Source organism: Marinomonas rhodophyticola (assembly GCF_026113935.1).
Classification (GTDB): Bacteria; Pseudomonadota; Gammaproteobacteria; order Pseudomonadales; family Marinomonadaceae; genus Marinomonas; species Marinomonas rhodophyticola.
The window spans coordinates 592,792-617,002 of the sequence record NZ_JAPEUL010000009.1 but is presented as its reverse complement, the minus strand read 5'-3'; the positions used below and the strand labels follow the sequence as shown (position 1 = coordinate 617,002).

General features: G+C 44.8%; 25 protein-coding genes and 3 pseudogenes. 18 read left to right on the top strand and 10 right to left on the bottom strand.

Translation table 11 applies throughout. The features are described 5' to 3' along the window. Positions 1-19: 19 nt before the first annotated feature. Both ONZ52_RS17495 and ONZ52_RS17490 read right to left on the bottom strand, forming a co-directional pair. The gene (locus tag ONZ52_RS17495; RefSeq protein ID WP_265219970.1) at positions 20-994 is read right to left on the bottom strand and encodes a DUF1852 domain-containing protein; all 975 of its coding nucleotides are present in this window, start codon (positions 992-994) and stop codon (positions 20-22) included. A gap of 257 nt (positions 995-1,251) precedes the next feature. Then, positions 1,252-1,794: a DUF7482 domain-containing protein gene (locus ONZ52_RS17490; protein WP_265219969.1), complete on the bottom strand. Its 543-nt coding sequence runs from the start codon at positions 1,792-1,794 to the stop codon at positions 1,252-1,254. Between the two features lie 111 nt (positions 1,795-1,905). Here ONZ52_RS17490 and ONZ52_RS17485 point away from each other — a divergent pair, with 111 nt between their 5' ends. Both ONZ52_RS17485 and ONZ52_RS17480 read left to right on the top strand, forming a co-directional pair. Beyond that, positions 1,906-2,793, top strand: a complete 888-nt coding sequence (locus ONZ52_RS17485; RefSeq protein ID WP_265219968.1) for a LysR family transcriptional regulator — start codon at positions 1,906-1,908, stop codon at positions 2,791-2,793. A 99-nt stretch (positions 2,794-2,892) separates the two neighbouring features. Further along, the gene (locus tag ONZ52_RS17480; RefSeq protein WP_265219967.1) at positions 2,893-3,294 is read left to right on the top strand and encodes a RidA family protein; all 402 of its coding nucleotides are present in this window, start codon (positions 2,893-2,895) and stop codon (positions 3,292-3,294) included. 53 nt (positions 3,295-3,347) lie between these two features. On the opposite strand, the pseudogene ONZ52_RS17470 reads toward ONZ52_RS17480, so the two are convergent. After that, positions 3,348-5,352, bottom strand: a pseudogene (locus ONZ52_RS17470) (sigma-54-dependent Fis family transcriptional regulator). Positions 5,353-5,660: 308 nt separating this feature from the next. Between ONZ52_RS17470 and ONZ52_RS17465 the strand changes: the two are divergent. From ONZ52_RS17465 to ONZ52_RS17440, 6 genes are all read left to right on the top strand, one after another. Next, positions 5,661-6,749, top strand: coding sequence for an ABC transporter ATP-binding protein (locus ONZ52_RS17465; protein WP_111607403.1), 1,089 nt, complete (start codon positions 5,661-5,663; stop codon positions 6,747-6,749). 2 nt (positions 6,750-6,751) lie between these two features. Continuing rightward, the gene (locus tag ONZ52_RS17460; RefSeq protein WP_265219964.1) at positions 6,752-7,906 is read left to right on the top strand and encodes an ABC transporter ATP-binding protein; all 1,155 of its coding nucleotides are present in this window, start codon (positions 6,752-6,754) and stop codon (positions 7,904-7,906) included. Continuing rightward, a complete protein-coding gene (locus ONZ52_RS17455) occupies positions 7,896-8,765 on the top strand; it encodes a carbohydrate ABC transporter permease (RefSeq protein WP_265219963.1) in 870 nt (289 codons plus the stop codon). The genes ONZ52_RS17460 and ONZ52_RS17455 overlap by 11 nt, the downstream gene beginning before the upstream one ends. A gap of 9 nt (positions 8,766-8,774) precedes the next feature. Continuing rightward, the gene (locus tag ONZ52_RS17450; protein ID WP_265219962.1) at positions 8,775-9,671 is read left to right on the top strand and encodes a carbohydrate ABC transporter permease; all 897 of its coding nucleotides are present in this window, start codon (positions 8,775-8,777) and stop codon (positions 9,669-9,671) included. Positions 9,672-9,682: 11 nt separating this feature from the next. After that, the gene (locus ONZ52_RS17445) at positions 9,683-9,955 is read left to right on the top strand and encodes a DUF2160 domain-containing protein (RefSeq protein WP_111607406.1); all 273 of its coding nucleotides are present in this window, start codon (positions 9,683-9,685) and stop codon (positions 9,953-9,955) included. A gap of 81 nt (positions 9,956-10,036) precedes the next feature. Next, positions 10,037-11,761 (top strand): ABC transporter substrate-binding protein, encoded by a 1,725-nt coding sequence (locus tag ONZ52_RS17440; protein WP_265219961.1) that lies wholly within the window; start codon positions 10,037-10,039, stop codon positions 11,759-11,761. 127 nt (positions 11,762-11,888) lie between these two features. Here the strand turns inward: ONZ52_RS17440 and ONZ52_RS17435 are convergent, their stop codons facing one another. Next, positions 11,889-12,071 carry a hypothetical protein gene (locus tag ONZ52_RS17435; protein WP_111607408.1) on the bottom strand — a complete coding sequence of 61 codons (183 nt, stop codon included), beginning with the start codon at positions 12,069-12,071 and terminating at the stop codon, positions 11,889-11,891. A 322-nt stretch (positions 12,072-12,393) separates the two neighbouring features. Between ONZ52_RS17435 and ONZ52_RS17430 the strand changes: the two genes are divergently transcribed. Beyond that, complete coding sequence (locus ONZ52_RS17430; protein WP_265219960.1) at positions 12,394-12,534, top strand: nitroreductase family protein; 141 nt, start codon at positions 12,394-12,396, stop codon at positions 12,532-12,534. Beyond that, positions 12,531-12,983 carry a malonic semialdehyde reductase gene (locus ONZ52_RS17425; protein ID WP_265219959.1) on the top strand — a complete coding sequence of 151 codons (453 nt, stop codon included), beginning with the start codon at positions 12,531-12,533 and terminating at the stop codon, positions 12,981-12,983. Before ONZ52_RS17430 ends, ONZ52_RS17425 begins: the two co-directional genes overlap by 4 nt. 126 nt (positions 12,984-13,109) lie before the next feature. On the opposite strand, the gene ONZ52_RS17420 is transcribed toward ONZ52_RS17425, so the two are convergent. Further along, positions 13,110-13,970, bottom strand: coding sequence for a LysR family transcriptional regulator (locus ONZ52_RS17420; protein WP_265219958.1), 861 nt, complete (start codon positions 13,968-13,970; stop codon positions 13,110-13,112). A 108-nt stretch (positions 13,971-14,078) separates the two neighbouring features. Here ONZ52_RS17420 and ONZ52_RS17415 point away from each other — a divergent pair. From ONZ52_RS17415 to ONZ52_RS17395, 5 genes and pseudogenes are all read left to right on the top strand, one after another. Further along, positions 14,079-14,602, top strand: a pseudogene (locus ONZ52_RS17415) (RBBP9/YdeN family alpha/beta hydrolase). 75 nt (positions 14,603-14,677) lie between these two features. Next, positions 14,678-15,331, top strand: coding sequence for a glutathione S-transferase family protein (locus tag ONZ52_RS17410; protein WP_265219957.1), 654 nt, complete (start codon positions 14,678-14,680; stop codon positions 15,329-15,331). A 138-nt stretch (positions 15,332-15,469) separates the two neighbouring features. Next, positions 15,470-15,754 (top strand): hypothetical protein, encoded by a 285-nt coding sequence (locus tag ONZ52_RS17405; RefSeq protein WP_265219956.1) that lies wholly within the window; start codon positions 15,470-15,472, stop codon positions 15,752-15,754. Further along, complete coding sequence (locus ONZ52_RS17400) at positions 15,726-16,355, top strand: phytanoyl-CoA dioxygenase family protein (protein WP_346433251.1); 630 nt, start codon at positions 15,726-15,728, stop codon at positions 16,353-16,355. Before ONZ52_RS17405 ends, ONZ52_RS17400 begins: the two co-directional genes overlap by 29 nt. A gap of 115 nt (positions 16,356-16,470) precedes the next feature. Further along, positions 16,471-16,806 (top strand): hypothetical protein, encoded by a 336-nt coding sequence (locus tag ONZ52_RS17395; RefSeq protein WP_265219953.1) that lies wholly within the window; start codon positions 16,471-16,473, stop codon positions 16,804-16,806. Here ONZ52_RS17395 and ONZ52_RS17390 read toward each other — a convergent pair. The 4 genes from ONZ52_RS17390 to ONZ52_RS17375 all read right to left on the bottom strand — a co-directional run bounded on the left by ONZ52_RS17390 (position 16,803) and on the right by ONZ52_RS17375 (position 19,490). Then, a complete protein-coding gene (locus ONZ52_RS17390; RefSeq protein ID WP_265219952.1) occupies positions 16,803-17,594 on the bottom strand; it encodes a DODA-type extradiol aromatic ring-opening family dioxygenase in 792 nt (263 codons plus the stop codon). The two genes, ONZ52_RS17395 and ONZ52_RS17390, sit on opposite strands and share 4 nt — an antisense overlap. A gap of 225 nt (positions 17,595-17,819) precedes the next feature. Then, positions 17,820-18,209: a VOC family protein gene (locus tag ONZ52_RS17385; RefSeq protein ID WP_265219951.1), complete on the bottom strand. Its 390-nt coding sequence runs from the start codon at positions 18,207-18,209 to the stop codon at positions 17,820-17,822. A gap of 134 nt (positions 18,210-18,343) precedes the next feature. After that, positions 18,344-19,039: a helix-turn-helix transcriptional regulator gene (locus ONZ52_RS17380; protein ID WP_265219950.1), complete on the bottom strand. Its 696-nt coding sequence runs from the start codon at positions 19,037-19,039 to the stop codon at positions 18,344-18,346. Between the two features lie 4 nt (positions 19,040-19,043). Then, positions 19,044-19,490, bottom strand: a complete 447-nt coding sequence (locus ONZ52_RS17375) for an Rrf2 family transcriptional regulator (RefSeq protein WP_265219948.1) — start codon at positions 19,488-19,490, stop codon at positions 19,044-19,046. A 146-nt stretch (positions 19,491-19,636) separates the two neighbouring features. On the opposite strand from ONZ52_RS17375, the gene ONZ52_RS17370 reads away from it, so the two are divergent. From ONZ52_RS17370 to ONZ52_RS17360, 3 genes are all read left to right on the top strand, one after another. Further along, positions 19,637-20,533 carry an NAD(P)/FAD-dependent oxidoreductase gene (locus ONZ52_RS17370; protein WP_265219947.1) on the top strand — a complete coding sequence of 299 codons (897 nt, stop codon included), beginning with the start codon at positions 19,637-19,639 and terminating at the stop codon, positions 20,531-20,533. 332 nt (positions 20,534-20,865) lie between these two features. Next, the gene (locus ONZ52_RS17365) at positions 20,866-21,930 is read left to right on the top strand and encodes an OmpA family protein (protein WP_265219946.1); all 1,065 of its coding nucleotides are present in this window, start codon (positions 20,866-20,868) and stop codon (positions 21,928-21,930) included. 472 nt (positions 21,931-22,402) lie between these two features. Next, positions 22,403-22,882, top strand: coding sequence for an outer membrane beta-barrel protein (locus ONZ52_RS17360; protein ID WP_428981184.1), 480 nt, complete (start codon positions 22,403-22,405; stop codon positions 22,880-22,882). A 140-nt stretch (positions 22,883-23,022) separates the two neighbouring features. Here ONZ52_RS17360 and ONZ52_RS17355 read toward each other — a convergent pair. Continuing rightward, positions 23,023-24,194, bottom strand: a pseudogene (locus tag ONZ52_RS17355) (TIGR03862 family flavoprotein). Between the last annotated feature and the right edge of the window lie 17 nt (positions 24,195-24,211).

The window sequence follows — 24,211 nt, the reverse complement described above, 5'->3', positions numbered from 1 at the left end:
TCGTCATGGATTCTAGCGTTTATGCGTAATTCGCAGCCCACTGCTCAAGTAGCCTTTGGTGAGGTTTTATAAAGTGCTGTTCAGCAAATTTGCCTTGCTCACTCGCCAATTGACTACGTTCTTCACGGTCATAAACAATTTGCGTTAGAGAGTGATCGAGGTTGTTTAAGTTGGGTTGATAGCACTTTCCAGCGACCGCGTTAGCATTGTAGATTTCTGGCCGGTAGATTTTCTGGAAGGTTTCCATCGTACTGATGGTGCCAATCAACTCAAGATTGCTGTAATCGTTCAGCAAGTCACCCACAAAATAAAACGCCAACGGCGCTGCACTGTTGGCAGGCATAAAATAGCGAACCTGTAAGCTCATCTTCTGAAAATAATGTTCGGTCAAAGAGGGGCCACTTGGCTCATATTCAACGCCCAATACAGGATGCTGATTTCCTGTTCGCTGATAAGTTTTGTTGTCTGAAACACTCAGACAGATAACTGGCGGCTTGGTAAAGTTTTCTTTGAAGCTGTCTGACTTCACAAAACTTTTAAAGAGCTTTCCATGTAGATCACCAAAGTTGTCAGGAATACTAAATTGCGTTTGGTTTTTGTTATGGTTTGGTAGTAATACGCTGAAGTCATAATCACGCACATAAGAAGAGAAATTGTTTCCTACAATTCCATCGATACGCTGCTCAGTGTGGTGATCAACAATATTCGTCTTTAACATTTCAATGGTTGGAAAGGTCTGGCCCTTCCCTTCAATATCGACATCAACTGAGATGATTTCAAGCTCAACAGAATAGCGGTCTCCCTTTGCGTTATCCCAATGCGCCAAGGCATTAAAACGATTGTTAATCATCCTTAATGCGTCACGTAAATTCTGTTGTCGTCTCGCTCCTCTAGCCAGATTCGCAAAGTTGGTTGTGATGCGAGTATTGTCTGAAGGGCGGTAGCTTTCATCGAAGCAAATGCTCTTAATGGTAAAGGTAAAATCGTTGTTCATGGTGATCTGGTATCCTATTTTCTGAAGTGAAATGGAGATCCATTCCTTATTCTCACTTGCCCGTTTTTTGCTTGTTGGCGATCGGCCTAACTATTCTTTGAGTACTGTTATACGCAACTATAAACATGAACAAAAATGAATTTAATTTCATAGAATTGAATTTTGCTCATGATTAAGAATAAATACGACTCTTGATTGAATATTTTCACTCAAAAATAGGATGGGTAATGAGAAGTAAGAACGCCCTCAACAGGGCGTTATTTTGTCGGGCGCGAATCAGCAAGAGAAAATGGAATGACCGGACAATTGAGCACGATATTGGTCCGTTCTATAGTAACCAAGCCCTGGTCTTCAGCCGTAAGAATAGCTTCTTCAGACCTTAGCTCTGTTGCCTTGCTTGGGTCTTTCCACGCTACGACGTACATCAACCACAGCGGCGAGTAATGGGTATTTTGACTTTCATAGCCTAATGGTTCGGGGACAGAAGCAAACACGCTCCGCGCTTGCTCTTGATTCGGAAACGCATACACACGTTCTAGCACAGTTTTCACTTGGGGTGGTTTTGGGTAATTCGGCACAGCATCACGCAACCGAGGCACATAATTGGCATTTTTGGCTTTTGCCACAGCCTGATCAGATACATCTGTCGTAATGTAGCGAACTTCTTTGCCCTCATGCCAACCGTGTAACAAAGGCATACTGATCGTAGCCTGCTGAGAACTTGTATCTTGAATAGAATGAAGGCTGCACGAAGCCAATAAAAAAACACTAACAAGTCCTAAGAAACATTGACGCAACATATCATTCACTCCAAAGTGTTTTAAATAGAAAGAACATTGAAAACCACCAATTAACGACTATTAATACTAACTTTCTACCTATTTAGGTCGTTAATAGCCAACGAGATAAGCATGATAAATAAGCTTGAAATTAATCATCTAAGAACATTAAGCGCTCTCTATCAGCTCGGCAACATTTCGGCGGCAGCAGAACATTTAAGCGTTTCTCAACAGGCAATCAGTCTTCAACTTAAAAAGATAAGAACCATTCTTGGTGATCAACTCTTTGTTAGAACAGGCCACGGAATGATTCCAACACCCTACGCCAAAGACATTGAACAACACATCGAGAAAATATTAACCCACATAAATAACATCCCTCTGGCAAATGCATTTTTACCACAGGAAGTAGAAAGAACACTGGTCATCTGTGCAACAGACTACACCCAAGAAGTCATCGTCACCGAGCTAATTAAAGAGCTTAGGCAGTACGCCCCTAAAATAAAAGTGATCGTTACCAATATCGAACACGCGAACCTAACCAAAAAAATCCATCAAGGCTCAATAGACATTGTTTTTACCACCAGTGCCTATGTTCCCGAAGGGTTGATTTCCACGCCATTATTTATAGAAAAGTACTTATGCGTGACAGCGAATAAAACCATTGAACGTACTCATGACCTATCACTACAACAATTAACCAAACATGATTTTGTCATCACTTCGCCTGGTGTGGGCAGCTTTATAGGCTCTGCAGACACTTGGTTTGAACAACAAGGATTTCCACGTCAGGTTGCCGTATCCGCCCCATCCTTTCATATGGCGAAAGAAACCTTAAAACATTCAAACATGGTGGGATTTATTCCTTCGAGACTATTACCGTACGACGGACTATTTGAGCTTCCACTAGAAAAATACCCACCGGGTTATCAAGTCGTTGCGGCCTATCACCCAAGCGCAAAACATGACCTATTAATTAACTGGTTACTGGATAGCGTCCAGAAGAAATTTACTCATTAAAGAAGCATCAGCTTGTATGAGTAACAAGCTTAGCTTTATCGTCAACCACGTCATTCACCTCTACTCTATCGTCACTTTAAACACTATGTAGAGGTCATTATGTCCATTAAACGCATTAACCCATCATCTTTGTATGACGGCACGGCGACTGGCATGTCACAAGCAACAATTGATACCGACACTGGGTTGATTTTTATTTCAGGGCAAGTCGATTGGGACACCGGTTTTCACACTCATAATCACGACATGAAAACGCAAACCGCCAATGCGGCAAAACATTTAATCACGGTACTAAAAGAGGCAAATTCTTCGGTAGAGAATATCTTACAGTTACGTGTCTATGTTCGCGGTGAGGTTGCTGACCATTTGGAAGACATCGTCCCTATTATCGCCAGTACATTAGGCACATCACGGCCAGCATTAACAGGGATTGGTGTCGCCTCTTTGGCAACACCAGAGACCTTAATTGAAATTGAAGCGGTCGCAAAAGTGGCTCGATAGAACACTAGTACCCATTTTAACCAAGAGGGTAAAATCGGGATTACCTTGCATGTCTATACATCATTTCCTTTCCCTTTTGCGTATTTATACACCGTATTACGGCTGACACCAGCCGTTTTTGCGGTTTGTGAAACATTGCCTTTAAACTCGCTTAACAGGCGAGGAATCAGTCTTTCTAAGGACTCATCTTGTTCTGTCGATGCAGGCGCTGTTAGATCAAATGATGCGGAAGCATCCAGATCATCAAAGAAATCATCAGGCAAGTGCCATTCTTCCAGCATTTCTTCATCCGCCATGGCCATGCCAACTTTCAGTACATGAGCAAGTTGACGCATGTTCCCCGCCAAGGATGTCTGACCAATAACTCAAGCATATCTGACGATAAAGCAGGGCCGGCTCTTCTTTGCGTAGACGTTCATGTAAATAACGAATCAATTCAGCCTTGTCGGTACGTTCACGTAATGCCGGTAATTCGATATTCAAACCTGAGATTCGATAGTATAAATCTTGGCGGAAACGGCCTTCTTTTACTTCATCTTTTAAGGTGCGATTAGTGGCTGAAATGAGTTTAATATCAACAGGAAAGGCTTCCGTTGAGCCTAATGGCGTCACCACTCTTTCTTGTAAAACACGCAATAAACGCGACTGCACCGCCATCGGCATTTCACCGATTTCGTCCAAAAATAACGTGCCTCGATGTGCACGACGAATCAAACCGATTGAGCCTCGATTTTGTGCGCCAGTAAAAGCGCCTTTTTCATAACCAAAAAGTTCAGACTCTACCAACTCAGCCGGAATGGCCGCACAATTTACCGCCACCAGCATCTCTTTGGCACGAGAGCTGTGATAATGCAAACTGCGTACGAATATCTCCTTCCCCGCCCCGGTTTCCCCATGGATTAAAATTGGAATGTCTTTTTCCATAATTTTATGAGCTTGACGCACCAAACGCTCTACTCGCTCATCTCCATGTTGCAATTCAGCCATTGGAATAACGTTATCTGGGATAGCGATTGATGACGGTTTCTCCGTATCCTTCACCTTCTCCGGTGACGAATTTTCTTTATTCATAACAATGGCTTCTGATTGAGGCGGGGCAACGTAATCAGCACGCTGACGAAAGTCTGGTACACGCATAATTTGCTGTACTGGCGGAATCACTTTGACATAAAACTGATAACGCCCCATGGCAATCAGTTTCATCGGCAAACTATAGGGATGATGTTTGATTTCACGCATTTCAATATCAAACACTTGATTGATGTTCAACAAGGCTAAGTCTCGTGCCAACACCACCTCCGCGCGACGATTTGCCGACACAATGGTGCCGTTTTCGTCAAGCACCAAAATACCGGACCAATGACTGTCCAAACTGACCACATTGGTATTAAAGCTGAGAATAAAATGTTCTTGCTGAAAGGCCGAAAATATCAGACGATTTTCCACACTCAAAGACATGAGTTTGACCATGCCAAAAGTATGATCTTGGGGTAAATAGGCGTCGGAAGAAATATCCAACACTCCGACTAAATCGTTTTTGGTGTTGTAAATAGGCGACGCTGAACCAACCATAAAACGATTGGCACGCAAAAAGTGTTCATCACGACCCACTTGAATCGCTTCACCCGTGATCAAGGCAGTACCGATGGCATTGGTCCCAGCGCCCATTTCACTCCATTGATTGCCACCCACCAAACCATGTTGCGCAGCACTACCAAAACGCGGCTGCCCCCATGTGTTCAGCACATGACCTTGACGGTCTGCCAAGACAATCATGCAAGCCGAATTACTCAGAATATTTTCATAGTACGGCAGCACTTCGTTTTCTGTCGTTTCTAGCAAACTACGATGCTGGTCTATTAGGTCACTTAGGGTGCCTTTTGGCAGAGTCGCAAAATCTGGTCGACTACCATGATCCAAACCGAACTGTTCACAACGATACCAAGACGCTTGAATTCTCTCTTTGTGAGTCTGTGTCAGCCCCGCCTCCGCAGTGAACGCAATGTCTGTGGATATGGTCGCAGTTTGTGGTTGTTTTTGTTCTTTTTCATCTTGCATTTCCAACTCCAACACAGCGGTGTAAACATCAAAACTGTGCATGAAATGTTCATTGTAATGAGCAGACTGTAAACACTTTGAACACTCGTGAACAGTCCTTTTTCAAAAGCGAAAACTACCAAAAGCAATACGGAAATATAATAAAAATCATATTTATCAATAATTTAAACAAAATTAATGCAGGAAAATTATTTTTGGCACAGCTTTTGTAATGTACTTATCCATCAAGGTGCGTTCGCTTTTGAGCTTTTAATGATCAACAAGACGATCGCACTTAAAAAAACAATAACAACAAAAAGGTACTCACAATGTCTCTGACGCTGCAGAATGTATCGCGCGTTGTTGAAGGTGAGACGTGGATCGATCAGGTAAACCTGTCTCTCGAACCCGGCTCTTTCAACGTTCTACTTGGACGCACGCTGTCCGGTAAAACCACGCTGATGCGCCTTATGGCCGGTCTTGACCGTCCAACCAAAGGGAAAATCCTCATGAATGGGGTGGACGTCACTGGTGTGCCAGTGCGCGAACGTAACATCTCCATGGTGTACCAACAGTTCATCAACTACCCCAACCTCACCGTGTACGAAAACATCGCTTCACCTTTGCGTTTGGCAAAAATGGATGAAAAAGAAGTCGACCGCCGTGTACGTGAAACCGCGGCGATGTTGCGCATCGATCCTTTTCTTGATCGCCTTCCATTACAACTCTCTGGCGGTCAACAACAACGCACCGCCATGGCGAGAGCCTTAGTCAAAGATTCACAAATTATCCTCTTCGATGAGCCATTAGTTAACCTTGATTACAAGCTCCGGGAAGAGCTTCGTCAAGAATTACGCGCCTTGTTCAAAGCACGTAATTGCATCGCGGTATATGCCACCACAGAGCCGAATGAAGCATTGGCGTTAGGTGGCAACACCGCCGTCTTAAACGAAGGTCGTTTGCTGCAAATGGGACCAACCGCTGAGGTTTATCATCAGCCAAAAGACATCATTACCGCAGAAATGTTCTCTGAACCACCCATCAATGTGGTTCCTGGTCGCGTCAGCGAAGAAGAAGTCACCTTCGACGATACGGTACATTTCCGTTTAAACAGCGATTTGCGTCGTCTTACACCGGGTGAATATCAGTTTGGTGTACGTGCCTCACACATTGGTCTCGTCCCTCATTCAGACGATGATTTGGAATTGCCCGTTCGCGTTGATCTGGCAGAAATTAGTGGCTCGGAAACCTTCTTGCACGTCCATAATCCGCATTTTGATTTGGTACTGCATCTATCTGGGGTTCATGCCTACCAAGTGGATCAAGAAATTAAAGTCTACTTCCCAACGCACAAGCTTTACGCCTTCGATGCCCAAGGCAAGATGGTGCATTCCCCCGCTCGCATGAGGGATCAATAATCATGGCTTCTATTACCCTAAATGCCTTAGCGCATACCTACACAGAGAATCCAACCAAACCAGAAGACTACGCGATTCGTGAAATGACTCACGTTTGGGAACAAGGCGGTGCCTTTGCTCTATTGGGTCCGTCCGGTTGCGGAAAATCCACCCTGCTGAATATTATTTCTGGCCTGCTAAAACCGTCTAATGGTGAGGTCTTGTTCGATGGCAAGCGCGTCAATGAGCTAAAACCGGAAGAACGTAACATTGCACAAGTGTTTCAGTTCCCTGTGGTATACGACACCATGACGGTGTTTGATAACTTAGCTTTTCCGCTGCGGAATATTGGCGTGCCGGAATACAAGGTGAAATCAAAAGTCTATGAAGTGGCTGAAATTCTCGAACTGTCGGACCAGCTAAAACGCAAAGCCAAAGGCTTGTCGGCGGATCAGAAACAAAAAGTCTCTATGGGTCGCGGCTTAGTACGTGACGATGTATCGGCGATTTTGTTTGATGAACCCCTCACCGTTATCGACCCTCAGTTGAAATGGAAATTACGTCGTAAGCTCAAACAAATCCATGAGCAATTTAACATCACCATGGTGTATGTGACCCACGATCAATTAGAAGCCTCGACCTTCGCCGACAAAATTGCCGTCATGTACAACGGGCAAATCGTCCAGTTCGGCACACCTAGAGAGTTATTCGAAAATCCAGCGCACACTTTCGTTGGCTACTTTATTGGTAGCCCTGGCATGAACTTTTTTGACGCTGAACTGAAAAATCAAGGCGGGAAAGAAGCACTCATGTTTGGCGACCATGAAATCTCCGTCAGCGATGCCATGCTGACACGCTTAAAAGCCATGGGAGCCAATAAAGTCACTTTGGGCATTCGCCCAGAATTTGTCCACGTCTGGGACGGTAAAAACAGCGATGCGTTTCATGTTGATGTGGACTACGTAGAAGACCTAGGTACTTACAAGATTTTGTCTTTCTTGTTTCATGGGCAAGTGATGAAAGCCCGCCTCAGTGAAGATCAGAAAGTTCCTTCTGGGCAAATTTATGTGAGTTTTCCTGAACAGTGGACCAAGGTCTATGTCGACGATTACTTGGTTGACTTAACCGATTCTGCTGTCGATCACGACAAGACAAAGGAGATCCAGCATGCAAATTAAAGTCGAAAACAACAAGGCATGGTTCCTTGTTCTGCCCGTTTTCCTGATTGTTGCCTTCTCGGCCATCATCCCCTTAATGACAGTGGTGAATTATTCGGTACAGGATATTTTTGACCCCTATACACGTTACTTTGTTGGCACAGAATGGTTCAAACAAGTGATGCTGGACAGCCGCTTGCACGAAGCCTTACTACGCCAATTCCTTTACTCTTTCACCATTTTGGCCATTGAAGTGCCGTTGGGTATTTGCGTGGCATTAATGATGCCAACCAAGGGTCGCGGTGCGTCATTGGCTTTGATCTTGGTTGCGATTCCCCTGCTGATTCCATGGAACGTAGTCGGTACGATTTGGCAAATATTTGGTCGTGCCGACATCGGGTTATTTGGGGCATTTATGAGTAGTATCGGTGTCGATTACAACTACGCCTCTGACCCAACCGACGCTTGGTTAACCGTGGTATTAATGGATGTCTGGCACTGGACTCCCTTGATCGCGCTGTTATGTTACTCCGGTTTGCGAGCCATTCCTGAGGTGTATTACCAAGCGGCACGTATCGACCAAGCCTCTCGCTGGGCTGTATTCCGCTATATCCAACTACCTAAACTCACTAACGTGCTGATTATTGGTGTGTTGTTGCGCTTTATGGACTCTTTCATGATTTATACCGAACCCTTTGTGCTTACAGGGGGCGGCCCGGGCAACTCCACGACTTTCTTGAGTCAGTCGTTAGTACAACAAGCCATCGGCCAGTTTGACCTTGGTCCTGCGGCCGCGTTCTCTCTGGTGTACTTCTTAATCATCTTGCTCGTGTGCTGGGTGTTCTACACCACCATCATGAACATGCAAAAAGACAAGTAGGAGCGGATCATGACTCAATCGTCAACAAAACCCATAGAACACGCTTATAAAGTCACCAAAGAACAAGCCCCCGTGTATAGCCACGCGGAACGCAAAATCCGCAACGCGAATCTACGTGGTCGCTTTGGCCTAGCGCTGTACATTGTGTTGCTGTTACTGCCAATCTATTGGCTTGTAAACATGTCGTTCAAAACCAATACCGAGATTCTCAGCGGGTTGTCCTTTTTCCCTGAGAATTTCACCCTAGATAACTACGCCAAGATCTTTGGTGATCCAACATGGTACATGGGTTACGTCAACTCCATATTCTACGTATCCATGAACATGGTGATTAGCTTATTAGTGGCTCTACCTGCCGCTTATGCGTTTAGTCGCTATAAGTTCATTGGTGACAAGCACATGTTCTTCTGGTTGTTGTCCAACCGAATGGCACCACCAGCGGTATTCCTATTACCCTTTTTTCAACTGTATTCCTCAGTCGGTCTGTTCGATACCCATATTGCTGTGGCCTTAGCGCACTGTTTGTTCAACGTGCCATTAGCGGTATGGATTCTAGAAGGCTTTATGAGTGGTGTGCCTCGTGAAATAGACGAAACGGCGTACATCGATGGCTACTCCTTTCCAAAATTTTTCGTGCGCATCTTCATTCCTTTGATTCGCTCAGGCATCGGTGTAACGGCCTTCTTCTGCTTCATGTTCTCTTGGGTAGAGCTACTGCTAGCACGAACGTTGACGTCGGTCGATGCCAAGCCTATCGCGGCCATCATGACACGAACCGTCTCGGCGTCGGGCATGGATTGGGGGTTGCTCGCCGCCGCAGGTGTACTGACTATTCTGCTGGGGATGCTGGTCATTTACTTCGTTCGTAACCATGTGGCGAAGGGCTTTGCCCTTGGTCGAGTGTAAGGAGAATTATTATGGCTTGGATGTCTTGGACATTACCGACCGCCCTGTTTTTTATCGGCATTGCTGTGATCTTGGTCGGCATGACCACATGGCAAATTATCTCACCTTGTGTAGAACGCCGTGGCTTTTTGCCTCTGGCCACGACACGTGGTGACCGTTTGTTCATTGGCCTGCTAAGCAGTGCCTTTATCCACCTTGCATTCGTTGCACTAACGGATGTGAACATCGCGGTGGCAACCGTCCTGTGCGCATTCTGGATGGTGATTCTAATGCGCTGGGGCTAGTCAGCGTCCCTAATCAATAGGAACGATGGATTATCTGGCATGGAAGCCACATAGAAAAACTAAACTTTGTTGAGGTAAATTATGCACTACAATAAGAAAAAAATTGCACTCGCCGCCTTACCCTTTGCTGTCATGATGCACTCGGCTAGCTTATGGGCCGACGCGTATTCTGACGCTGCCAAGAAATGGGTAGACACGGAATTCACAGTTTCGACGCTGAGTAAGCAACAACAGTTAGACGAATTACAATGGTTTACCGATGCTGCGAAAAAGTTTCGTGGTATGGAAATCAACGTGGCGTCTGAAACCTTAACGACTCACAAATACGAGTCACAAGTGTTAGCCAAAGCCTTCCAAGAAATCACGGGGATTAAAGTCAACCATGACTTGATCCAAGAAGGTGACGTCGTTGAGAAACTGCAAACGCAAATGCAGTCTGGCCGTAACATTTACGATGCCTATGTGAACGATTCTGACCTGATCGGTACACACTTCCGCTACGGTAAAGTGGTGCCTATTTCCGACATGATGACCGGCGATGGCAAAGAGTTTACATCACCCACCTTAGATCTTGCCGATTTTATCGGTTTGGATTTCACTACAGGGCCAGATGGCAAGCTTTACCAATTACCAACCCAACAGTTTGCTAACCTTTATTGGTTCCGTGCTGACTGGTTTGCGCGTCCAGATTTGAAAGAAAAATTCAAATCCATTTACGGCTATGAGCTAGGTGTGCCTGTTAACTGGTCCGCTTATGAAGATATTGCCGAGTTCTTCACCGATAAAGTACAAAATATCGATGGTACACGTGTTTATGGCCACATGGATTACGGTAAAAAAGATCCTTCTCTAGGCTGGCGCTTTACCGATGCTTGGTTCTCTATGGCAGGTGCTGGCGACAAAGGCACACCAAACGGTTTACCTGTAGATGAGTGGGGCATTCGTATCAAAGACGCCTGCTCTCCAGTTGGATCCAGTGTTTCTCGTGGTGGCGCAACCAACGGCCCAGCTGCCGTATATGCGACGACCAAATACGTTGAATGGTTACGTAAGTACGCGCCACCTGAAGCACAAGGTATGACCTTCTCTGAATCTGGCCCAGTGCCAGCGCAAGGTGGTGTCGCTCAGCAAATCTTCTGGTATACCGCGTTTACCGCTGACATGACATCGCCAGGCCTTCCTGTTGTGAATGAAGATGGCACGCCAAAATGGCGCATGGCTCCTTCTCCAGTGGGACCATACTGGGAAGAAGGCATGAAGAAAGGTTATCAAGATGTGGGCGCTTGGACCTTCATGAACTCAACACCAGAAGACCGTCGTCTAGCCGCGTGGTTGTACGCTCAGTTCACCACCGCAAAAACCGTTTCTTTGAAGAAAACCTTGGTCGGTCTAACGCCGATTCGTGAGTCGGATATCAACTCTCCAGAAATGGCCGCTGCCGCGCCTAAATTGGGTGGCTTGGTTGAGTTCTACAAAGGACCAGCCCGTAAACAATGGTCACCAACTGGGATTAACGTGCCAGATTATCCTAAGCTAGCGCAACTTTGGTGGCAGTACATTTCCCAAGCCGCAAGCGGGGAAGCGACACCACAAGAAGCACTTAACGGCCTAGCGGAAGCACAAGACAAGGTAATGGAACGTTTGGAACGCGCTAACGTACAACCAATATGCGGACCAAAAATGAACCAACCACGTGACGAAGCTTACTGGTTAGCGCAACCTGGTTCTCCAAAACCAAAATTGGCTAACGAAAAACCACAAGGCGTCACTGTCTCTTACGACGACCTACTTCGTTCTTGGGAATAAGATCTTTTCGTTATTGTCCACAGCACTCTGAACCTTTGACCGGCCTAGGCCGGTCTTTTTTTGCTTGGTAAAAAAACAAGAAGCTAATAGGATTTAGAATAATCAATAAGGTAGGCTAAACAAGGTATCAATGCGTCATGGGTTGATCATCTGCCATCAAGGCTTTCAGCTCATCCTGCAAGCTTTCGATTTTTTCCACCAGTATATGCTGCTGTGAAGGTGGTATTTGGGCAATATCTTGAAGCGATACTTTTTCTAAGTTTTCAAGCAGACTAACCAAATGCTGTATGCGGTCATCTTTTCTGTTCATGCGGGTTCTCTCCGTAGATGCATGGTGACTACATAACCATAGACAACTTTTTCCATTTACTCTGTCATAAATGAGAAAAGTTATGTAAAAAATTGAAGTATTTATTGGACTAGAACACAAAACGTTGATTTTCATCTGCTTATTAAATTCTTGTCGAATCATCAAAACGCTTTCATTAGATCGATTATTGAAATAATCATGTTCTAATTAGACTATAAATGAATCATCTTAGCGGCGGTATAATCTTTAAATGAAAGTAGGATAATGACGTAACTTAGTTCGTCAAGCATTGCTATCAATCACATACGGCAGAGGTTTTACCATGACATCACTGGACAAAAATGCATTAGATCAATTGTTTTTAGAAGCACGAAGCTACAACGAATTCTTAGATACACCGGTAAGCGAAGACACAATTAAAGCACTGTACGATGTCTTCAAATGGGAATTCCAACTTCAATGAACACACAGCCAGCACGCTTTGTTTTCTTGAGCAGCGCAGCAAGCAAAGAAAAACTCTTACCAGCTTTGGCTCCAGGTAACGTCGAAAAAACGCGTAACGCGCCATTAACTCTGATCGTCGCGTTTGACACTAAGTTCTACAATCACTTGCCAACGCAATTCAAAGCGTACGATGCGAAACCTATGTTTGAAAGCAACCAAGCTTTAACCGACGCTACCGCATTCCGTAACAGCAGCTTGCAAGGCGCTTACGTTATGATGGCAGCTCGTGCATTAGGTCTAAGTGTTGGTGCAATGAGCGGTTTTAATCCAATTGCTGTTGATGAAGCATTCTTTGCTGATGGCGAATACAAAACCAACTTCATCATTAACCTAGGTTACGGCAAGCCAGAAGGTTTCCACCCACGAGGCCCTCGCCTTGCGTTTGATGACGTTGCTGAAATTCTATAATTTTCGCTTACCGTCTTATTAAAAAAGCGAAAGCCCCAATGCCATTTATCATGGAGTTTTCGCTTTTTTGTTTTATCGCAATGCATAATAACTTATCAAAATGTGGCACTGAGCTAAACATAACACCTAATGATTTTGCTGGAAGAAGCGCTGACTAATGTCGGCTGCCAAATGAGAAGCAAACATAGGATGAGGAATAGGCGCAACAGCGAGCACGATATCGACAGTGGGTAACGCGGGAAGAGTAGAATCTTCAATAATACTGAGACCATAGGAAACACTGGATCGCGCCATCGCACTGATACCTTGACCTTTGCGTAGCAAACCTTTAATCGCCGTTGCACTGGAACTACTGCACATCAATCGATATTCTCGCCCCTGTTTCTCTAGCCCATCAATGGCCGTGCTGTGAAACTTACAGTCGGGTTCGTACAACACCAAACACAAGGGATTTTGCTTTTCTATTAGCTCATCCGTTTGAAGATTTTCTCCTTTCACCCACACACCAGAATCGTGCTTTAGAAGATAGCCTTCTTCAGCATCAGGCGAACGGGTCAAAATGGCGACATCTATTTTGCCTTGATCTAGCATCAAGCGCAGTTGGGTACTGCAATCACAAACGATTCGAATACTCTGATGAGGTAAGGTTTCACGCACCAATGCTACGATGGAAGGCAATATCGATTCGGCATAATCGTCAGGACAACCAATGGTCAAAGGTGGATGTCGAAGATGAGTAGAAAAATGCCCTAACGCTTCATCATGCAAAGAAACAAGTCTTCTGGCATAACTCACCAACTGCTGCCCTTGTTCCGTCAATCCTAGATTACGACCTTCCTTCACAAACAACACATGCCCCGTTTCTTCTTCCAGCTTTTTCATCTGCATACTGATCGCACTTTGCGTACGAAACGTCTGCTTTGCTGCACGGGTAAAACTGCCCGTATCAACAAAAGCGATAAAGCTACGGAGTGCATCAATGTCCATAAATAAATCTTCTATCAAAGTTTGGAATAGGAAACATCAAAATTATTCGTTAGTCGTTACAAAAACAAGCTGTAACAATACTTTTCATTGAAAAGGAGGTTTACTAATATGAAAGTACTTATTCTTCCGGGCATTGGAAATTCAGATGTAGATCACTGGCAAAGCCACTGGGAAAAACTAAATAAAAATTACACTAGAGTTAACCAGCTTAACTGGGATCATCCAGACTGTTCAGAGTGGTGCGCTTCACTAGAAGAAAGCGTTCGATCTTCAGGACCAGATACCATATTGGTGGCGCATAGTTTAGGGGGTTACTCGTTGCCCATTGGGCCGCAAAAACGCACCTAAGGATCAACGCAGCTATGCTAGTCGCAGTACCAGATCCGAACGCTCCTATTTTCCCATCTCAAGCTATTGGATTTAAAGAGCCACCAATGAAGCCTCTACCGTTCAAATCCATTGTGGTTGCTAGCATCAATGACCCCTACAGCAACATAAAATACTCCGAAGAGTGTGCGTCTATTTGGGGTAGCGATATTGTGAATATAGGTGAAGCAGGTCATATCAATAGCGCGAGCGGCTTAGGCTCTTGGTCAGAGGGACATACTATTTTACAAAAGCTAATGGACTAACATTCAAATTTAAATTGGCATGAACTCAGGCAATATCAAACACCATTCGTTAGTCACTGGAAAGAAAGGAATAAAATGCAGCTCATCATTGGCAATAAAAATTACTCATCTTGGTCTTTACGAGGTTGGTTGGCGTTAAAAGCCTTCAACATTCCGTTTGAAGAAATAAAACTCAGCCTGTTTAGTGATGAATTTCATCTTGAACTTGCCAAATACTCTCCCGTTGGAAAAGTGCCCGTTTTAGTGGATGGCGATTTGAGCGTGTGGGATTCACTCGCCATTTGCGAATACATCAATGAAAACTATTTGGATGGAAAAGGCTGGCCTGCGGACAAAAACAACCGCGCCGTGGCTCGTTCTATTGTGGCCGACATGCACTCTGGACTGTTTGCTATTCGTAACGAAATGCCAATGAATTGTCGAGCAAAACGTCGAGTAGAACTCAGTGACAAGGCAAAACAAGAAGTCTCAACCCTAGAGACTATCTGGTCCAATTTACGCACCAAACACGCTAAAGATGGCGACTACTTATTCGGTACTTTTAGTTTGGCTGACGTTTTCTTTGCTCCTGTTGTCTTTCGTTTTTCGACCTACGGCACCCAGCTGTCAGACGCAGCCAGTGCCTACTACACAACCATGCTCGCGCACCCAGACATGCAAGCATGGTTAGCTGACTCAATAGCAGAAACAGAAGTCGTCGCTGCTGGTGAAACAGGTGAATCTGTTTAACTTTCCACCACTAAGAGACCTATGGCGTTTGTCCCAAATAAAAGAGCGAAAGCCCTTCTTACTCGAGAGCCCCAATGGTATTATTGGCCATAGATAAAAAATCACTAAGACTCTAACGCTGAACGGGAAACCAACTCGATGACATTTTCTAACCGTGAAGACTTCCGAAACAAGGGTGTCCTTAAGCTTTCCAGTGTCATCGATATTGAAAAAATTCTTGATGCACAAAGCTACCTTTGGCAAGAAGTGAAACACAAATTTAGCATTAATATCGACGAACCTAGTACATGGTTTTCCAATGCTCACAACCCTGTCGGAGACGCTGGTGCAAAACGGCTAAACGGCATGGGGTCGATAATGCGAGAGACTCAAAGCCTCGGGGAAATTAGACGAGATAGAAAGAGCGATACAATCGTCTATTGATCAGGTATTCGGCACTCACACTTGGCGCCCGTTGGATCTTTGGTATTCTTTATTGAGTTTTCCAAGCTCAGAGTCGGCTTGGAATGTGCCTCATAAATCTTGGCACTGCGATGAACCTGCTGTAGTGGGAGATGCCGAGCCGTGGAGCCTATTTGTTTTTGTATTTCTTGACAATGTCACTGTCGATATGGGGCCAACAACGGTCGTATCTGGCTCTCATCGACGAGCGGAGCGTCTTGCCAAAACACTCGGTACACAGAATCACGAAGCCTTAATAAACGCCTTTGAATCGGTGAACAGCGGATTGTTTGAGAGTCCGAAAGAGGTCACCCTATTGCCCATGGATCAGGTTTTAGACCTCCTCATTCAAGAAGACCCTTGGTTCCAAGAGCTGGTTGAAGAGGGTTCCCCTGACCAGAGAATTCAACGATTCATAGAAGAAGACAATTCGCTGTATGGCATCAAACAAAAGGTTGTCACATTGACTGGCACCGCTGGCGATATTATTGTGTTTGATCCACGCTGCCTCCACACTTTTTCAGCCAATGTGTCAGACCGTCCTCGACAAGTGTTGCGACTCGATTTTAGGCGTCAATTATAACCTACCAAAAAAACAACCCTGTTTGCCTTTTATTCATACCATTAATAAAAATGCAGACATTATTATTTACCAGTAAAATGCGGTGCGGACTCAACTCACTATTTATAAGGTTTTCATGGCAACATTTACGCAACCCACCCAATCTGATCAATCCGATGAGGCGTTAGAAGAAGCAAGAAACGCGTTTAAAATGCGTCTTTCTGACGTCACTGCTGACCCCACTGAAGTCATCACGAGTATGCAGAAGCTGGTTGAAATATTGCTGCTCAAAAAGCAGTTCGCCGAGGCGCTAAAAGAAATCGAACAATTAAAGACGCTGGCGGCTTCGAACAAAAAGATAAAAATCGCCATGTTGGAAATGAAAGGTCGTATCAAACAGGTTGGCGCTAGATCAGGCTTTCGATCCAGAGCCACCAAGAAATATACGACCAAAAAACCTAATAAGGCTTAATCAAACCGAAAGCTAGACGCGGTCCAACCACCGAAAAGTCCTTCATCGTGGTAAACACAGGTTGCCTTGGCATTTTCAGCCGCTCCAAGGGCCACCATTAGCGGAATCAAATGATCTTCTCTTGGGTGAGCAATACGAGCATAAGGCGCTTTGTCCCACTCGACCAATCGACGGCTTCGCTCTGCTGGTGCTGATTCCAGTAATGTTTCTTGTAACCAAGCATCAAAGCCATTCGAAGGCTTGATGGCTTGTGGGCCTCTTAAGCCAAGATTATGAAAGCTCAAACCGCTGCCAACAATTAATATGCCTTCTTCACGCAATGGCGCCAAGGCACGGCCTAACGCCATGTGTTCTTCTGGGTTTAGATTTGATTTAAGTGACAACTGAACCAGTGGCATGTCCGCTTCAGGATACATCACAGCCATGGGTGCAAATGCGCCATGGTCGAAACCTTTTTTGTCATCCAGATCCACAGCAAAGCCTGCACTTTTCATCAGTTCAGCCACACGAGCGGCGACGTCTGGCGAGCCTGGAGCTTGGTATTTCACCTCATAAGTATGAGCGGGAAAGCCGTAATAATCGTATTCCATTCCTGGAGCTGGGCTAGACTGAACACCAAAGGTTTTGCGTTCCCAATGACCAGAAATCATCAAAATCGCTTTGGGTCTTTCGGGTAAATCTTGCGTCATCTTAACCAAAGACGCTTCAAGATTCGAAAACATGGCGCGCATGTCTGACATATAAGGCCAAGGGCCGCCGCCGTGGGAAATAAAATAAGTGGGTAACATCATCATTCACCTCTAAAACTGGAATAATTAGCCAACTCACTAAAAGCTGAATTGGCTTTATTTGATATCAGCAGTCTAGGCTTGTGACCTTGCTTGATCAATATGCGTCCAGTTAACCCATCATTTCATTTTGATTAATAATCCAAGAAAAAATACCACTTGAGTTTCCTCTCGATTAAAGAAGATACCTTCATAGATCAAATAATGAAGGTATCTTCTTTGTCATTAGGCTTTCTCATGCCGGTCTTTTTCATAGGTATAGACACGCAAACGATGGCCATCAGGATCGAGCGCGGTGAACGTCGTACCAAAATCTAATTCAATTGGCTCTTGAATGATGTCAATGCCCAACTCTTGCCATTTGCTGTAATGGATTTGCAGAGTAATCAGATTATCAAGGGTAAATGCCACCTCCATACTGCCCGCTGGAACATCATTGGCTTTTGGCAATACACTTTTTCGCGCCCATAAGCCAAACTTCGCCCCTGTTTCCGAGACAAACAAAGCAAAGTCTGCGGTTGATTCCACAGGTTCACGGTCAAATAAAGGACGATAAAAATCCACGCTACGCTGCACATTATCCACATATAAGATGGTGAAGTTTGAAATTTCCATACTGACATTCCTATTCGCTGTTTATATTTCACGTTAAAAGTTTAGTCGTTCACATCAGGCTTTGGCCCAATAAAATGAGAATAAACAAACCGAGTGTCAGATCATGTCAGCAGTGATAGAAAGCAACGAAGGTTTTATTGAGAAGGCTTTGACGCATGTAAGGTAGCTCGCCACCGTTTGAGCAATACATGACGCGGCGTTGCATAGCAAGTATTGATTAGCTCACTCGATAGAATTCGGTCAGTACGAAAATTACGAATATCTTGGCGCAATTCACACCAAGCGACCAACACACGAACTTCATCAAAATAACCCAAAGCGAATGGCCAGATGCGTCTCTGAGAATGCTTGCCCTGCAAATCTTGATAATCAATAAAAAGAATCTTTTCATCTCGAATAGCTTGGCGAACTTCGGCCATATCAACGGTATCAGTGGTCGACTCTTTGCTCGGGCCAATCAGCAAAGTCGTATCATCAAGGATGTCTTTCAATTCTACTGGTAGTACCGCAGCAATTTTATTCAAGGCGTTTTGTGCACCATCGCTTAATTGACTATCAGTACGTTGCGCCACCCAACGGGCGCCCAGTACCAAGGCTTCGATTTCTTCCTCGGTGAACATTAATGGTGGCAGAAGAAAACCTGGTTTAAGCACATACCCCACACCCGCTTCGCCTTCAATATTCGCGCCCTGCTCTTGCAGTGTCGCAATGTCTCGATACAAGGTGCGTAAGCTCACATTAAGTTTTTCTGCCAATATTTTCCCAGACACAGGATATCGATGGCTACGCAATAAACCAATTAATGCAAGTAAACGCTGGGAACGAACCACGTTTTTACTCTCCGCTAGAAGCTTGTTGATTAAGTGAATAATCTGCAAAACCAACGGCTAATACATCTAATGTGACATCTCGAAAGCGTTCTAACAATAACGCTTCGGCTTCAATTAATACGTCACTAATAGCTTGATTAACGGCAATTTCAATTGGACACGACGTGTGTTCATCAGACAGGCCAATAGTAAACACGGAACTTTCACCAAGCGCGTTATGAATATCCAGCAGGGTAATGCTTGATAGTGGCGCTACCAACGACCAACCGCCGCCATGGCCTTTGACCGAGGTAACGTAACCTTTGTCTCGCAAACCCGCCATGGTGCGACGCACTACAACAGGGTTGGTGTTGAGCATGCTGGCAATTTTTTCGGACGTCGCCGGTGCATCTAACTGGTCCATGTGAATCAGTACGTGCAACATGCGGGATAAACGGCTGTCTTTTCTCATCAGTAATCTCATAGCGAATAACGATGCGTGCATTCTAACTCAGTTTTTCATGAAACATTAAAAGTATCGTGAGTTGACTTCAGTATTTCATGTAACTTATGATGTTTCATAATGTCATTATGTTTAACTAAACTAAGGAACAGCTCATGCAACTTGACGTTATTGTAATTGGTGGAAGTTTTGCGGGGCTATCTGCCGCCATGCAGCTCGCAAGAGGACAAAGAAAAGTCACCGTAATCGACGCTGGCGAACCCAGAAATAGATTCGCAGATGAATCCCATGGTTTTTTCGGGTTGGACGGCGTATCTCCGTTCACGATTCAACAAGAAGCCTACCGTCAACTGCTTAAATACCCGACCGTAGACCTTGTCAAAGGTAAGGCGGTTGCTGTTGAAAAGCTCGCACCGGGATTCCACGTCACGCTTGAAGACAACACTAAACTTCATTGTAAGAAGCTCATATTAGCAACGGGCTTAAGGGACGAGTTGCCCAATATCCCTGGCTTAAAAGAACGCTGGGGGGCGACGGTGATTCACTGCCCTTATTGCCATGGTTATGAAGTGCGTAATCAAGCACTCGGCGTTCTAGCAACCAGTCCTTTGTTTGCTCATCAGGCAGGTATGATTCCAGATTGGGGACCCACCACTTACTTTACTCAGGGCCTATACGAACCAAATGATGAGGAACGTGCGTTTTTATTAAAACGCGGTGTCACTATTGAAAGCACCCCCATATTAGAAGTACTAGGGCGAGCGCCGGAAATTTCCTCAGTTTATCTTGCTGATGGCCGAACTATTCGGTTAGCAGCAATATTCGTTGGACCCAAGACGCATATGGCAAGCCCATTTGCCGAGCAATTAGGATGTGAATTTGAAGAGGGACCGCTTGGTTTGGTTATTAAAACCGATGCCTTTAAACAAACATCGATAGAAGGCGTGTTTGCCGCCGGTGATGTGTCTAACCCAATGCAAAATGCCACATTGGCATCGGCTTCTGGAGTCATGGCGGGCGTGGGTGCTCACCGAGCATTGATGCGAGAGTAAACGCTACTTTTCTGTGCTTGAGGTGATGGATTTCTATCTGACACCTCTTATTTTTGATTTTTATGTGAAAATCTCGTGTAATGAATATCTCCTTTTATACGCTTTTAAGAAGTGACTTAACCTCTAAACAGCGCTGAAAATGCCTTCTGAGTCAACACTCTGTCAGGATTGCGCAATACCATATGAAGTAAGTCGTCATTATTGTTAATGAACCATGATAAATGGGCCTTCCTCCATTTTTCACGCTGTAGAAAAACGAGAGACAAACGCGTTATGCTGATTAAAAGAACAAGCAACATAGAAACAAATCATTCTTTATCAGGAGATAAAATATGTCTTTTAACATCGCAAAACGCACGCTTCTCAGCAGTATTATTGCAGCGTCTTCACTGTCAACATTGGCGCTTGCACAGCAACAGGAAGGTTTTACCGTTACACCAAGCATTGGTCATTACAATATGGATAATGATCGTAATACTGAAGACGATACCACTTACTCATTAGGTCTAGGTTACCAATTTAATAACCCATGGGCGGTCGAGTTTGTTTACCTAAATGCAGACTCTAAACAATCTGGCGGTGGTGACGTAGATGTAGACCAATATCGATTAGATGGTTTGTATCATTTACCGAATGTAAGTTCACTTAACCTGACTCCCTACTTAGCCGCCGGTGTGGGTACAGCCGATTTCAGCAATGGCGAGGATAACAACACGCAGGTCAACGCCGGTGGTGGTTTGAAATACGCGATTAATGACGCAGTGTCATTGCGTGCGGATTTCCGTCTAGTCAACGACGTTGAAGACCATCATTTGGATAATGTCACCTCACTTGGTGTGCAAATGACATTCGGTGGCTCTTCCTCCAATTCATCTTCCGACAACCAAGGATACACTCCTGTTGAACAGACTTACACACAAGTAGAACCCGAACCGATTGTTGAGACACAAACAGCTGCTCAGGAACCCGTGGAACAAGTTAAAGAGGAACCTGTTGCGGCAGCCCCTGTGGTAGAAGAAGCACCTAAACAGGCCGATGTTGTGGCTGAACCACCAGGTAAAATAAACATTCAATTTGGTATTAACAAAACGAATGTAGAACAGAAGTATTATCCGGAAATCGCAAAAATCGCTGATTTCCTGAAAGAAAATCCAGGCAGCACCGTTATGATAGAAGGCCACACTGATGACACTGGGACAGCAAGCTACAACCAGATGATCTCAGAAAAACGCGCCAAAGCGATTGCCGATGTGCTCACACAAACCTTTCAGATTTCAGCGTCACGAGTGGATTCCGTTGGGTATGGTGAGGAAAGACCTTTCGTAGAGAACGATAGCGAAGAAAACCGTCAGATCAACCGTCGTGTTGTCGCTATTATTTCAACCAGCGAAGCCTAACCGTTTGATTCAGTCTCCCAAATAGCCTATGACTAAGGCAACGCCCGATATTTTATATCGGGCGTTTTTTTGCCTGTCGCTCTGGCTTTGAAGCTTTCTTGTAGAATAGCAAGTTTGAACCGTTAGCCTTTGTGAAAACCGCGTACTTACTTTGATCACAATAATTTTTGTGCATTTTTAAAGTGAAAACTTACTGTAATAAACGGCGCATTTCCTACACCCTTTAGGGTAGTTTTTGATCAGCTAATTGCTTGAATACACACACTTTAGTAAAGCTTACGTCATGATTGGGCAGTAGCGGTTCATGTCCCATTTTTTACGCATTTTCCGAGGGGTTTTCAATCGAAAAAATCAGCGTAATCTGGATAGCGAACAACAAAACGTTATGTTCATTAGGAGAAATTAACATGTCTACATCTTTTAAAAACGTACTCTTTTTAGCGGTGTTCTGATTGCTTCATCCCTTACAACAATGGCATACGCAGCACAACCTGAACAAGGCATCACAGTCACACCAAGCATCGGCTACTACAACGCTGACAGTGATCGTCAAGCAGGCAATGATACGTCTTACTCTATCGGCGTTGGCTATCAAACCAACAGCGCACTAGCATTAGAAGCCGTGTATCTTCACTCCGATGCCAGCAAACGTGGACGCGAGAACGATCTAGACCAATACCGAGTGGATGGCCTATACAGCCTACCAGCCTTCACCACGGTCAACCTAACGCCTTATGTTGCAGCTGGTGTGGGTATAACGGATGTCGATGGCGATTCAACTAATCTACTGGTGAACGCAGGCGGTGGTGTTAAATATGCGATCAACAGTGATGTGGACCTTCGTGCCGATTTCCGTCTAGTAAAAGACATCGAAGATAACCATTTAGATAACGTGACTTCTGTCGGTGTACAGTACAACTTTGGTATGCCAAATCAACAAGCCTCTAATTAGGCTTAGGCGATTAACAATCCAGTCATCATCGAAAATGAGTCGATGTTCTTAGGCTAGAAGATTCAAATTAAAAAAATGCCCAATGGCAACATTGGGCATTTTTATATGTGTACAAAACTTAAAACACTAATGTGCGCACACTACGTTAAGAATTTATTCACACCCTGAGCGGCCCAATGCCCCGTAGCAAAGCACGCGGTTAACAAATAACCGCCCGTTGGCGCTTCCCAATCCAGCATTTCACCCGCACAAAACACACCGGGCATGGCTTTTAACATGAGCATGTCATTCACACTGCTTTCACACACCCCACCGGCACTGGAAATAACCTCGTCAATGGGTTTCGTTTTATAAAAGTGAACCGGCATGGCTTTTAAGCATCGCGCGAGCGTCTCTGGCGTCTGAAAGGCGTCTTTAGGAAAAGATTCATGTAACAACGCCGTTTTTACACCCGTTATGTTCAGCGTACGTTTTAAGTACTTGCTAAAAGATTCTTTTGGTTTGATATGACGCAATTTCTTGATGACTTGCTCTTCGCTTTGCAAAGGCAAAAGATCCATCAATAAAGACGATTGACCTGAATGGTTAATGCCATCACGCAAATATTTAGAAAATGCATAAATAAGACTGCCTTCCATACCATCCTGAGTGACAATGCATTCTCCCTTTTTCGTCACCACTTGTCCGTCTTCAAATGTAAAAGAAAACGCCACATCTTTTAATGGACTGCCTGCAAATTTCGTTTGTAAATGCTCACTCCACTCACAATAAAAACCACAATTTGCACTTTGTAATGGCGCAACGGTGACGCCTTTTTCAGTCAATACCGGAAGCCAAGCACCATCTGAGCTCAACTTTGGCCAACTGGCTCCCCCATTGCGAGGACAATGGCATCGGCCTGAACAACAACACTGTCGCCTGCATGATCAAACACCACTTCATTAGCCGACAAGCCAACCATCTTATGACGCATATGAAACTGCACACCTGAATCACGCAAGCGCTTGAGCCAATTGCGCAGTAAAGGAGCGGCTTTCATATCTTTAGGAAAAACTCGGCCAGATGTGCCAACAAACGTCTCGATACCTAAGTCATGAATCCATTCACATAAGGCATCGGCATTAAATTGGCTGATTGGTGTGCTAAGCCATTCCGCTTTGTCGTAATAACGCTGAATAAATTCTGAGTAAGCTTCGGAATGCGTAATATTCATACCACCAACCCCCGCCAGTAAGAACTTACGGCAGGCACTGGGTTTTGCATCGTACACATGCACCTGATGACCCGCGGCACAAATACCCTCTGCCGACATCAAGCCCGCAGGACCAG

Excerpts from the sequence above, each read along its gene's own strand:
- ONZ52_RS17495 (WP_265219970.1), bottom strand. The coding sequence starts at position 994 with ATGAACAACGATTTTACCTTTACCATTAAGAGCATTTGCTTCGATGAA.
- ONZ52_RS17490 (WP_265219969.1), bottom strand. The coding sequence starts at position 1,794 with ATGTTGCGTCAATGTTTCTTAGGACTTGTTAGTGTTTTTTTATTGGCT.
- ONZ52_RS17485 (WP_265219968.1), top strand. The coding sequence starts at position 1,906 with ATGATAAATAAGCTTGAAATTAATCATCTAAGAACATTAAGCGCTCTC.
- ONZ52_RS17480 (WP_265219967.1), top strand. The coding sequence starts at position 2,893 with ATGTCCATTAAACGCATTAACCCATCATCTTTGTATGACGGCACGGCG.
- ONZ52_RS17465 (WP_111607403.1), top strand. The coding sequence starts at position 5,661 with ATGTCTCTGACGCTGCAGAATGTATCGCGCGTTGTTGAAGGTGAGACG.
- ONZ52_RS17460 (WP_265219964.1), top strand. The coding sequence starts at position 6,752 with ATGGCTTCTATTACCCTAAATGCCTTAGCGCATACCTACACAGAGAAT.
- ONZ52_RS17455 (WP_265219963.1), top strand. The coding sequence starts at position 7,896 with ATGCAAATTAAAGTCGAAAACAACAAGGCATGGTTCCTTGTTCTGCCC.
- ONZ52_RS17450 (WP_265219962.1), top strand. The coding sequence starts at position 8,775 with ATGACTCAATCGTCAACAAAACCCATAGAACACGCTTATAAAGTCACC.
- ONZ52_RS17445 (WP_111607406.1), top strand. The coding sequence starts at position 9,683 with ATGGCTTGGATGTCTTGGACATTACCGACCGCCCTGTTTTTTATCGGC.
- ONZ52_RS17440 (WP_265219961.1), top strand. The coding sequence starts at position 10,037 with ATGCACTACAATAAGAAAAAAATTGCACTCGCCGCCTTACCCTTTGCT.
- ONZ52_RS17435 (WP_111607408.1), bottom strand. The coding sequence starts at position 12,071 with ATGAACAGAAAAGATGACCGCATACAGCATTTGGTTAGTCTGCTTGAA.
- ONZ52_RS17430 (WP_265219960.1), top strand. The coding sequence starts at position 12,394 with ATGACATCACTGGACAAAAATGCATTAGATCAATTGTTTTTAGAAGCA.
- ONZ52_RS17425 (WP_265219959.1), top strand. The coding sequence starts at position 12,531 with ATGAACACACAGCCAGCACGCTTTGTTTTCTTGAGCAGCGCAGCAAGC.
- ONZ52_RS17420 (WP_265219958.1), bottom strand. The coding sequence starts at position 13,970 with ATGGACATTGATGCACTCCGTAGCTTTATCGCTTTTGTTGATACGGGC.
- ONZ52_RS17410 (WP_265219957.1), top strand. The coding sequence starts at position 14,678 with ATGCAGCTCATCATTGGCAATAAAAATTACTCATCTTGGTCTTTACGA.
- ONZ52_RS17405 (WP_265219956.1), top strand. The coding sequence starts at position 15,470 with ATGACATTTTCTAACCGTGAAGACTTCCGAAACAAGGGTGTCCTTAAG.
- ONZ52_RS17395 (WP_265219953.1), top strand. The coding sequence starts at position 16,471 with ATGGCAACATTTACGCAACCCACCCAATCTGATCAATCCGATGAGGCG.
- ONZ52_RS17390 (WP_265219952.1), bottom strand. The coding sequence starts at position 17,594 with ATGTTACCCACTTATTTTATTTCCCACGGCGGCGGCCCTTGGCCTTAT.
- ONZ52_RS17385 (WP_265219951.1), bottom strand. The coding sequence starts at position 18,209 with ATGGAAATTTCAAACTTCACCATCTTATATGTGGATAATGTGCAGCGT.
- ONZ52_RS17375 (WP_265219948.1), bottom strand. The coding sequence starts at position 19,490 with ATGAGAAAAGACAGCCGTTTATCCCGCATGTTGCACGTACTGATTCAC.
- ONZ52_RS17370 (WP_265219947.1), top strand. The coding sequence starts at position 19,637 with ATGCAACTTGACGTTATTGTAATTGGTGGAAGTTTTGCGGGGCTATCT.
- ONZ52_RS17365 (WP_265219946.1), top strand. The coding sequence starts at position 20,866 with ATGTCTTTTAACATCGCAAAACGCACGCTTCTCAGCAGTATTATTGCA.
- ONZ52_RS17360 (WP_428981184.1), top strand. The coding sequence starts at position 22,403 with ATGGCATACGCAGCACAACCTGAACAAGGCATCACAGTCACACCAAGC.